At 63.3% G+C, this 10,739-nt stretch carries 5 protein-coding genes; 1 reads left to right on the top strand and 4 read right to left on the bottom strand.

The features are described 5' to 3' along the window. A partial coding sequence (locus D7S89_RS12375) for a non-ribosomal peptide synthetase (RefSeq protein WP_183085170.1) occupies window positions 1-4,821 on the bottom strand: 4,821 nt, incomplete at its 3' end. A gap of 1,131 nt (window positions 4,822-5,952) precedes the next feature. On the opposite strand from D7S89_RS12375, the gene D7S89_RS12370 reads away from it, so the two are divergent. Beyond that, window positions 5,953-6,750 carry a hypothetical protein gene (locus D7S89_RS12370; protein WP_121277993.1) on the top strand — a complete coding sequence of 266 codons (798 nt, stop codon included), beginning with the start codon at window positions 5,953-5,955 and terminating at the stop codon, window positions 6,748-6,750. 24 nt (window positions 6,751-6,774) lie between these two features. Here D7S89_RS12370 and D7S89_RS12365 read toward each other — a convergent pair whose 3' ends face one another. Genes D7S89_RS12365 through D7S89_RS12355 form a run of 3 tightly spaced genes read right to left on the bottom strand, consistent with a single transcriptional unit; the run spans window position 6,775 to window position 10,599 of the window. Further along, window positions 6,775-7,989: an MFS transporter gene (locus D7S89_RS12365; protein WP_183085169.1), complete on the bottom strand. Its 1,215-nt coding sequence runs from the start codon at window positions 7,987-7,989 to the stop codon at window positions 6,775-6,777. Window positions 7,990-8,000: 11 nt separating this feature from the next. Further along, the gene (locus D7S89_RS12360) at window positions 8,001-9,347 is read right to left on the bottom strand and encodes a D-arabinono-1,4-lactone oxidase (protein ID WP_121277992.1); all 1,347 of its coding nucleotides are present in this window, start codon (window positions 9,345-9,347) and stop codon (window positions 8,001-8,003) included. Window positions 9,348-9,372: 25 nt separating this feature from the next. Then, window positions 9,373-10,599, bottom strand: a complete 1,227-nt coding sequence (locus D7S89_RS12355; protein WP_121277991.1) for an amino acid deaminase/aldolase — start codon at window positions 10,597-10,599, stop codon at window positions 9,373-9,375. Between the last annotated feature and the right edge of the window lie 140 nt (window positions 10,600-10,739).

Genomic DNA, 10,739 nt, shown 5'->3' with positions numbered 1-10,739 from the left:
ATTGGCGCGGGCATTGAGCTCCGCATAGGACAGGCGCTCATCGCCCGAGATCACCGCGGTGCCATCGGGCGTGCGCTCGACCTGCGCCTCGACGAGTTGATGCAGACACGCATGTTCGGGATAGGGCGCATCGGTCGCATTCCATGTTGCGAGCAGCAACGCTCGTTCGTCTTCGGGCACGACCAGCAGGTGCTCGAGTGTGACCGGCTCAGCGCCCGTCTCCGTTCCCGTGCGCTCGAACGCATCGGCCAGTTGCTCGAGCGCGCATTGCATATACGCGCATATCCGGTGCGGATCGATCGGCTCGACGACCTGAGCGGTCAGCGCAAGTGCATCGCCATAGTCTTCGACGGAGAGCGTCAGCGGATAGTTGGTGCGCTCGTGTGCGGCCAGCAGTTCGACGCCGAACAGCTGCGGCCCGTTCTCGGCTTGAGAGACCGGTGCGTTATGACGGTAGTTCAGCAGCGCGCTGAAGAGCGGATCATTGGTGCCCACCCCGCTACAGCGTTGGGCCAGCACGAGAGAAGCATGCTCATGCGCGAGCAGGGCCGCCAGCCGCATTTGCGTTTCGCGTACAGCTGCCCGCACGTCTATAGCATCGACGTCGATCCGCAACGGCAGCGTATTGATGTAAAGACCCATCGCGCGGTCGGCACCGGCGCCGGCCTCCATGCGCCCGAACAGCACGGTGCCGAACACGACGCGCCTCTGACCGCTCGTGCGGGCGAGGACGAGTGCCCAGGCGAGATGGCACAGCGTGGCCAGACTGACGCCGGCATGGCGCGCGTGCGCGAGCAGCCGGGCATGCAAGGTAAGCGGTAGCCTGCGCTGCGCCTCATGCACTTGCGCTGCGCCGCGATGATCAGGGGTGAGGCCGTATGGCAACGTGGGTGCGTCGATGTCCTCGAGCATCGATCGAAAGAACGTCTCATGTGCCTGAGCGGGCATCCCCAGGCGAGCCTGAGCGACGAGGTTGCGATACGGCTGCGGTTTGGGCAGCACGTGTTCCTGTCCATTCTCGATCGCCTGAACTTCCTCGTGAAGGATCTCGAGCGTCGTGTGATCCCCGACGAGGTGATGCAGCAACATCAAGGCGTGCCAGCGGCCGTCGGGCGCTGGGGCGATGGCAAAGTGCAGCAGCGGGGCCTGCGTCAGATCCATTCTGTAGCGCTGTGGATCGAAGCGGCCATGCAATTGCCGGGTGACCGGGGAGATGAGTTCATCGAGTGCCAGCTCGGTCACCTGTAGGCGGGCGCGTCGCCACACGACCTGCGCGGGCGTGCCGACATCTTCCCAGACGACGGCCGTGCGAAGGATGTCGTGTCTCTCGATGACGCGCTGCACCGCTTCAAGGTAGCGATCGAGGGCTACGCGATCGCGAAATGCCAGGTGCGCACTGAGCAAGTACGGGTCGCCTTCGGTACTGATCGCATGGTGAAAGAGGATGCCGTCCTGCAGCGGCGAGAGCGCATAGATGTCCTGAATATTGGCTACACCTTCAGGGACACGCGCCACGATGCAGTCGATATCCGCTTGCGAGAGATCGATGAGCGGCAACAACGCGGGCGTGAGCGCGGTTGTATCGTGTTCGATCCGGTTGGCCGGGATGACGACGTCGGCGGATTTGACGAGTGTGCGTGCGAGCGCCGCGAGGCCCGGATGCTCGAACAGATCGCGGATGGCGAGGGCGAGGCCCATGCGCCGCAGACGCTCGATCAACTGAACGGCAAGCAGCGAGTGTCCACCGAGGGAGAAGAAGTTGTCGTGTCGGCCGACGCGGTCCAGGGTCAGTAGCTCGCACCAGAGGCTAGCGAGGGCCGTTTCGATTTCGCCTTGCGGTGCTTCGTAGTGGGTGTGTGCTTGGGCGAAGGCCTGATCGTCGGGTTCGGGTAGTGCGCGGCGATCGAGCTTGCCGTTGGCCGTCAGCGGCATGGCGTCGAGCACGACGAAGGCGGCCGGCAGCATGTACTCGGGCAGGCGGTCGGCAAGATGGGCGCGCAGGTGCTGGGCGAGGTCGGCATCGGATGCGCTCGTGCGTGCGTCTTCCCGCATGGCGACGTAAGCGAGCAGACGCGCCTGGCCGCCCGCGTCGTAGCGTGCGACGAGGACTGCTTCGCGCACGGCTTCATGCGCGGCGAGTTGCGCTTCGATCTCGCCCAGCTCGATGCGAAAGCCGCGGATCTTCACCTGGTCGTCGTTGCGGCCGAGGAACAGGAGATTGCCGTCGGGCAGGTAGCGAGCGAGGTCGCCCGTGCGGTACATGCGGGCATCGGCATCGGCATCGGCGTCGGCATCGCCCGAGCCCGAGCCCGAGCCCGCTGCGCGTGCGAAGGGATCGGGCAAGAAGCGCTGGGCGGTGAGTTCGGGACGGTTCAGATAGCCGCGAGCGACGCCCGCCCCGCCAATATAAAGTTCGCCAACCGCGCCAATGGGCACCGGCGCGCGATGCTCGTCAAGCAGGTAGAGGCGCGTGTTCGCAATCGGCTTGCCGATGGAATGCACGGCCTCGCCTGGGGTGATCACCCCTGAGGTTGCGACGACGGTCGTCTCCGTGGGGCCGTAGTTGTTGACGATCTGCACGGAGGGCGGGAGGCCCGCGGGTAAGTTCGTGACGCGATCGCCGCCGATGAGCAGGTGCTGTAGCCCATCGGGTAGTCCAGCCTCCATCGCAAGCAAGGCCAGCGGGGTGACGAGGAACGCCGTCTCCATCGACTGGCCGCGCCACCACTGCAGCAAGGCAGCGGAGTCGAGTGCGCATTGAGCGGGAGCGAGCAGCAAGGTCGCCCCGCTGGTCAGCGCGGGCCAGATTTCCCAGGTGCAGGCGTCGAAGGCCAGGCCCGCTGCGGAAGGCACCTGGCACCCGGGACGCAAGTGAAAGCGCGTGATGTGCCAGGTCACGAGATTGGCGAGCTGGCGGTGCTCGACCATGACGCCCTTGGGGGTGCCGGTGGAGCCGGAGGTGTAGATGACGTAAGCCAAGTGCTGCGAAGTAAGGCGCAACGTGTGCGGCCCGATGTTGCTGGCAGGCTGTGCGGCCCAGACGCTCGCGTGGGCATCGAGGTCGATGAGCGTGAAGGTCGTGGGCGGGGCTTCGTCGAGCGGGCTCAGTAGCTCGCCCAGAGCATGGCGTCCGGCCGGATCGACGAAGATGACCGCAGGGGCGGCGTCGACGAGGATGTGCGCCAGGCGTGTGCTCGGATAGGCGGGATCGAGCGGCACATAGGCGCCACCGGCCTTCAAGATGGCCAGCAAGGCGACGACCATCGCGGGACTGCGTTCGAGGCAGACGGCCACACGCGTATCGGGGGTGATGCCGAGCGCGAGCAGATGGCGAGCGAGGCGATTGGCCTGAGCATTAAGCTCGGCATACGAGAGCCGCACGTCCCCCGAGATCAGCGCGATCGCCTTGGGCGTGCGCTGCGCCTGCGCCTCGACGAGTTCATGGATGCACAGATGCTCGGGATAAGGCGCATCGGTAGCGTTCCAAGTCTCGATCAGCAATCGACGCTCCTCGGCATCGAGCAGATCGATCTGACCGATCGGCAGCCAAGGGTCGGCGAGCGCAGCCTCGATGAAATGCAACAGGCGCCGCTTATGCGCCTCCACACTCGCTTCGTCGTACAGCTTTGCGTTGCCGTCGACGAACAAGGTGCAAGCAGGGTGGCCGGGGATGCCGTTCACGGTCACGGCGAAGTCGTTGACGAGGCCGTTGGCGAGCGAGTGAATGCTCGATGCGCCGCCGTCGAAGGTCCATCCGTTCTCGAACGGAATGATATTGATGCGGGGGCCGAAGATCGGTCCAGCGGCGATGCCCCACATCTGCTTGATTTCCTTCACGCGAAACTGCTGATGCTTCAAGTGCTTGAAGATCTCTGCGTTCGCAAGCTGCGTGAGCTCGGCAAGCGTGTGCTCCCCGGTCATGGGCAGCCGCAACGGCAGGATGTTCGCGAACGTCCCGGGCAGGGCGCGCGTCTCCTTCGTGCGGGCCGCGACCGGAAAGTCGAACACCGTTATCCGGCCGTTGCTCACGCGGAACAGATAAGCCGCCACGATGGCGGTGAGCACCTGCGGCCACTTGTGGCCGAGCTGTGCTTCGAGCGCTGCGAGCTTGTCGCCTAAAGCAACGGGAAGCGATGCGGAGGTCCGCCTGAAGAAGCCGCTCGAATCGGCTGGTGCACCCGATACCGTTTCAGCAGCCGGCAGCGTAGCGACGTAATCGTGCCAATAGAGACGATCGTTTGCGTAGCGCTGCGACTGCCGGTAGGCCGGATCGCCTTGCAGCATCGGCTCGATCGACCCGAAGTTCGCGGCCGGAACCGGCTGTTTGCACATCAGCGCCGTATAAATCTGTGCGACCCGGTCGATCGCGATCGACACGCTCGCGCCGTCCATGACGATGTGGTGATAGCGCTGATACCACACGTAACGCTCGTCGCCGAGCTTGAACAGCATGTGACTGAAAAGCGGCCCGTTGAGCAGGTCGTAGAGCTTGCTGGCCTCGGCCTGCATCGCATCCCAGCAAGTTATGAAAGGATCGGCTTCGCCCGATACGTCCACGAAGCGCAGCTCAGGCAGGGCGGGCTCGCCGAGCAGTTGCATGGGGCCCTTGGATGTTTCGACGAAATGGAAATGCAACGCCTGCGCATCCATGATGAAGCGGTGCAGCGCCTGCTCAAACACGTGTGAATCGATGGAGCCTCGAATATCAACATAAGCGCGGCTGTCAAAGAGTGGGTTCTGCGGTTCGAGCTGCTGAGCAAACCACATTTCCAGCTGGGGCGCGGTGAGCGTCTGGAGCTCATCGATTTTCGGTTTGTTCACGGATGCCACCCTCCGAACGGAGTCAGTCGAGTTGTCCTTGAATGGGGTGCGTTGCTTGCGGCGCGCCATGGCGACAGCAGCGAAAGGCCGAGCGCAAGCAGCCGCCAGCTTGGCGGCGGGTACGGCACTACGTAGCAGTAAGCAGAACGGCTAAATCGGTGCGGAGACGTTCAGCCGCACTGAGCCCGGTAAAAGGCTGTGTTGCGCGACGAATCGGCGCTTACGGGGTGAATTTCGTTGCAAAGAATGGAATATCGATCGACAGCGGAGGAATATAGCTGTTCCGCATCGATCAGGTTACGCATTCGATGTGACGAATCGATGATCGAATGCGAATCGTCATCTGATAAGGCGAGACAAATCCTTTCGATCGTTATTGTCTTTTCGCTGGGTTTTGTGGGCATGGATGCCTCCTGCCGGATAATGGGCTGCGGCAATTTTTTGTTCTGGCGTGAATTCTCCATAACCTAGCAAATGCGCAGCGTATAGGCAAATATGAAGAATAGTAGTGTCGACCGATAAAAGCCGCTTGCCTCGAAATGCTTGCTCTGCCTGTGCGTGCACGCACTACGGCGCGTCGTAGTAAGACAGACGTGTGCGTGCGTTATTGGGTGTTGATGTTGCGGAAAAAATGACTAACAAAAAAGAATGAAAATCGCGAAGGGTCAAATTTGCAGGTGTGGGCAATTTTTTATTGAATCGGGTTGTTGGGTGGGCGTTGAAAATTGAGTGTCGTCGATATTTTGATTTTTAGGAAATTGATATTAGCCATATCGGATATGAGGAGTGGGTTTCATTTCGGTGGTCGATAAAATATGCGTGACGCGTAACGGGGGATTTCTATGGGGCATTGATAGGAAAGCGGAGCCTGGTCGCCTTCCCGACGAATATTGCCTTTGCGTTCGATGACAAATTCGCACCGAGGACGGCCGCCGTATCTGGCTCTGCCTTCCTGACAGGTGATGGGCCGGCGCATTGACGCCGAGCCTCCGAGCTTGTGTGGCTCAAGGCGCTTCAATGGCTGACGCGACTGGTAACATGCGCGCCCACGAGGGCAGTTCGAGGCCAGGCCGATGATGCCGCACCCGGAGCCCTCGTCAGTCATTCGAACCAGCGCTTGGCGTCCTCACCATGCAACGACCCGCATTGCCGACCATCACCGCATACTTTCAGCTGTTGTCTTCGACAACGGTATTCCTGTTGTTCTACCGCATGCATGTCGCAGGGCGTTTCGCTACCGCCCCCCTCCTGCTTGGCTCTTCGCTCCCCGTAAACGTTCAATGGATCTGGCTCGGTATCGGGGCTGCCGCCAACGTAACGATCGCACTCGGGCTCATGCGCGGCTATCGTTGGGCAAGGTCTGGCCTGTACGTATCGACCGTCGCCAACGCATTGCTTGCAGCGATGACGTCCCACTCCACTTGGTCATGGCAATTGCTGGGAATTGCCATGGCAGCCATCCCGTGCGTCATGGCGGCGATATCTGCGCGACAGGTCGTGCAAAAGCGCGCGGGAGTCAACCGAACCCCATGGGAGGCCGTCAGGTACGTGGCCGGCATGAGCCTCTACTGGGCTGCTGCCTTCGTGATGTTCGTTGTTCTGACTTCGATGTTCGTGGGGGGCAGCGATCGGAATGCTACGGGAGGAGAAAACAACGGCCTCTTCATTGCGTTCGCACTGGTCATCATGCTGGCTGGTGCGGCACTGATGGGAAAGTGGGCGGGGGCTACACGGGAGGCCGCGTTGCTGCTCATTTCCCTGTCGTCGTTTCTGATCGTCTACTGCGTCTGGGAATTTCTGTGCTTCAGGCTGGCTACTCCGCGGTCCGACTGGCATTTCCAATGGGACCAGACATGGGCATGGCTGATGATGCTCGGCATGGGTGGGTTTGCGCTCATGGCAGCGGCGGATCGGATGCAGACGAAATAACTGCCGTACCGCGACCGAAGGGCTTTAGCCAAGCCTCGACTTGGCAGACAGTTGGAGATGTTGAGCGGAGCCCTTGAGCGAAATCCAAACAAGCGGAAACGCAGCCACAATCGCCCCTCCCATCATGTAGGCGCAATGCCGGCTGCCGTAGCGATCGAACAACGGGCCGGCCAACGCGGTACCCGTGCCCACGCCCAAGAACGTCACGACGACCGTTCGCGCGACGAGCGAGCCGTCCGGATCGATCTCCGACAGCAAGCCCGTGAGGAATGGAACGATCGCAAAGAACGCGCAGTTCAGCACGAGCTGGCTGACGAAGTACGACGTGGCGCCCGTCGATGCGAAGAACACCGTGATGCAGACGATCATGACGAGCTGCGCGAGCCCGATGATGGTGAGCCGATACGGGTGACACGCGCGTTGCATCGGCACGATCGCACCCGCGAAGCCAAGCAGAGACGAGACCGAAAGCAAAATGCCGATGGTCGTCTGCGACAAGCCTGCCCGCTCGCCGACGATACCGGCCACGGCCCATTGCGACGCCTGCGCGCCGTAGATCAGCACGGTCACGATCCAGAGCGCGACGACGAGCCGCTTCGGCAGTCTGGCCGGCGTGCCGGCGAGCGATAGACGACTCGTTTCGGCAAAGCGATCGATGCGCACGACGAAGGGCGCCAGGATCGCCACGATACCGGCGAGCAACGCGAACAGCCATCGGCCGAACCAGATCGGCGGCAGCAGCGACACCGCGACGAGCACACTGCCATTGATGCCGCCCGCGAGCACGTTGATCTTCCCCCAGATGCTGTCCGCACAGGCGCGGTGCGCGACGCTAGACGCAACCACGACGAACAGCATGCCCTCGAACACGCCGCTGACGGCGCGCGCCGCGCTCATGAGCGCGATGCTGGGCGCGAGGTCGCTGGCCACCTGTCCCACGATCGTGCCGACGGCGCCGGCGACGGCGAAGGCGTGTGCGCCACGCGCAATCCAGCGCGGCAATACCGCACAAGCGAGCGCGACGCCAAGGATCTCGACACCGGCTATCTGCGTCGCCATCCCTTCGTCGACATGAAGCCGCGTCATGATGGCGGTCACCAGAAACGGCATGAGGATCGTTCCGTTGATGGCGATCGCATAAGCGAGTGCGAGCCGCGCGGTGGCGTAGCCGGTCAGTTCGGGCCGTAATGTGGCGTCCGTGATCTCGGCGGGCGAATGCGTCGTATGCGTATGCGTCATGTCACGTCATCTCACGGTGTAGAAGAAGAGGCGGCATCGACCAATGCATCACGCCGTGGGCCGCGCTCGTGCTCCAAGCCGAACAGCGCGCGCAGATACGGCGTGAGGAACCTGCCATGCGGATCCATGCGCCGACGCAGCGCCAGAAAATCGTCCCAACGTGGATAGAGCTTGGCAAAGTCGCTACCGCGCAGCGAATGAACCTTGCCCCAATGCGGCCGGCCCTCGTAGCGCAGGCAGATGGCTTGTACGGCGTCGAAGTATTGCTCGAACGGCATGCCACGGTACTGGTGGACGGAGATGCGCACGCTGTCGCGTCCATAGTCGGGGCTTAGCCAGATGTCGTCGCCGCGCACCCAACGGTACTCGATCGGGAACATCAACGGAAACGTCTTTTTTGCAATCAGCGCGCCGATTTCGCGTAGCGCTTGCTCGCCCTGTTCGGCCGGCACCGACCACTCCATTTCGTTGAAGCGTACGCGGCGCGCCGTCGACAGCATGCGATGGCTCGCATCGACGTGCTCATCGTGCCCGAGCAACGACGCGCACAGGCGGCTCAGCGACGGACAGGTCGACGGCAAGCGCCGGCCGATGCCGCACAGCAAGCCGAACGCGGTGTTCTCGAGCAGATCGTCCGTGACGCGGCGTTTCCAGCTTCCGCGTGTCGGTGGCTCGTCAGTGATGTCCCATGCCTTGGTGAGGACGGCATCGGTATGGGGCAACCAGTAGAACTCGAACGAGCGATGACGTTGTACGAGCGCCGCGGCCTGAGCGAGACATTCGTCCAGCCCCATCTTGCCGCGTTGCAGCTTGAGCCGGAACGACGGCACGACGTTGAGCGCGAGCGCGGTCACGATCCCGAGCGCTCCAAGGCCGATGCGGCCACCTCTGAAGAGATCGGCGTGCTGCCGCGTATCGGCGACGATCTCGTTGCCGTCGGCGTCCATGATCGTGAAGCTCGCGATTTGCGTGGCCAGGTTGCCGAGCGTGATGCCCGTGCCATGCGTGCCGGTGCTGGTCGCGCCGGCGACCGATTGCACGTCGATATCGCCGAGGTTTTCCATCGCCAAGCCGTATCGGGCCAGCATCGCGCCGAACGTCGACAATCGGGTGCCAGCATGCACGCGCGCGATGCGCCGCGTCGTATCGACGTCGATGAGGCCTTGCAGGCGATCGAGCGACACGATCGTGCCGTCGGTTTGCACGAGCGGCGTGAACGAGTGACCCGCGCCGGCTACGCGTACGGACGTGCCGGTCTGCGCGGCGTTGGCCAGTAGTGCTGCCAGCGCGTCGCGCGAGTCGGGATGGGATACCGTCGCGTGCGGACAACTCACGTACCCGGACCAGTTGCGCCACATGGTGTAGGCCTCCTTTCTTCGGCGGTCAAAAGAAACTCTTGCCGGCGCCGCGATAAGTCGGCACGCGGTCGACAACGGCGCCGTCGGCGATCAGCAGCAACGTATTGAATCGCTCGCATAGCTCGCCGGCCTTCGCGTGGCGGAACAGCATCGGCGCGCCGATCTCGAACTTCACCGAAGGCGGATGACGGACGGGTGTCTGCACTTCGCCTGCAGCCTCGTTGGCGAGCAGGGCGCAGCCGCGCGGCAGCCACGGTTGCGGCAAGCGGCTTGGGTCGGGCGGGCCCGACGCGATGTAGCCACCACCCGAGCAGGTCACGATGCCGGGCCGCGGCATACGCGTGACGGGTAGTGCGAAGCCGGCCGCGGGCATCACGCGAAACGCGTCGTAGTGATCGAACAGCGTCGGCGCATAGAGCCCTGAGCCGGCTGCCAGTTCGGTAATCGAGGCATCAATGCGCGTCGACTCGAAACTGCCGGTCCCGCCGCCATTCACGAAGCGTAGAGGGAAGCCGGCCGCTGCCAGCGCGTCGACGACGCGGCGCCGCCGCTGTGCGACTTGTGGGATCGAGCGACGCTTCAGGTAGCGGATGACCGCGCTGCGCAGACGCGCGCCCGGTATGCGGTCCATCAATCCGGCGATTTGTCCTTCGTAGCCCATGACGCCGTCGAGCCGGACGCCGGCTCGGCTGGCGATGTGGTGCGCCAGCGCGAGCGCAGCGGTGGCATCGGCAATCGGCGAGCGATAGACGCCGAAGTGCAGGCCCGGGAATGCAACCGACATGTCGACGTCGATCGCCAGTGGAAACACGACGCGCTCGGCACGCGCGACGGCATCGATCGCGTCGACGTGCGCGGCGCAATCGACCATCAGCGTGATCGAGCGGCCGGCTCGCAACTGGGCGGCGACGGCACGCAGGTCGACGGGCTCGACCGACGGGTAGGCAACGACGATGTCGTCGAAGCCTTCGCCGGCGAGCCAGGCGGCTTCTGCCGCGCTATAGCACAGCAGACCACGCATGAATGGCGCTGCTTCGAAGATGTGCCGCATCACGGGCAGCGAACGAATCGACTTCGTGGCGAGCCGCACGGGCGCGCCGCCGGCGCGTGTGCCGAGGGTGGCCAGGTTCGTGTCGAGGCTGTCGAGGTCGACGAATGCGGCAGGCAGATGCTGCCCCTTCAGCACCTCGCGGTAGTAGGCGTAGTCGCGTGACTTTGTGGCAACGCGCACGGGTAAGGCCATTTCGCTCATGTCAGGGCTTCCGGGGAAGTGAGGCCGAGTCGCAGTTCGATCGCCGTTTTGCTCGCCAAGGCTATCGGGGGCGCTGGCGCGCTCCAAGGTGGAAGTTGGCCGTTCTGAGGGTCTTTTTCGGCCACCCCATGCGACTGTCG

The sequence above is a fragment of the Trinickia fusca genome (genome assembly GCF_003628145.1).
GTDB classification, from domain to species: domain Bacteria; phylum Pseudomonadota; class Gammaproteobacteria; order Burkholderiales; family Burkholderiaceae; genus Trinickia; species Trinickia fusca.
This window is presented reverse-complemented; position numbering and strand designations above follow the sequence as displayed.

What these genes read in the sequence shown, in the direction of transcription:
- D7S89_RS12370 (WP_121277993.1), top strand. Translation starts at nt 5,953, where the DNA reads ATGCAACGACCCGCATTGCCGACCATCACCGCATACTTTCAGCTGTTG.
- D7S89_RS12365 (WP_183085169.1), bottom strand. Translation starts at nt 7,989, where the DNA reads ATGACGCATACGCATACGACGCATTCGCCCGCCGAGATCACGGACGCC.
- D7S89_RS12360 (WP_121277992.1), bottom strand. Translation starts at nt 9,347, where the DNA reads ATGTGGCGCAACTGGTCCGGGTACGTGAGTTGTCCGCACGCGACGGTA.
- D7S89_RS12355 (WP_121277991.1), bottom strand. Translation starts at nt 10,599, where the DNA reads ATGAGCGAAATGGCCTTACCCGTGCGCGTTGCCACAAAGTCACGCGAC.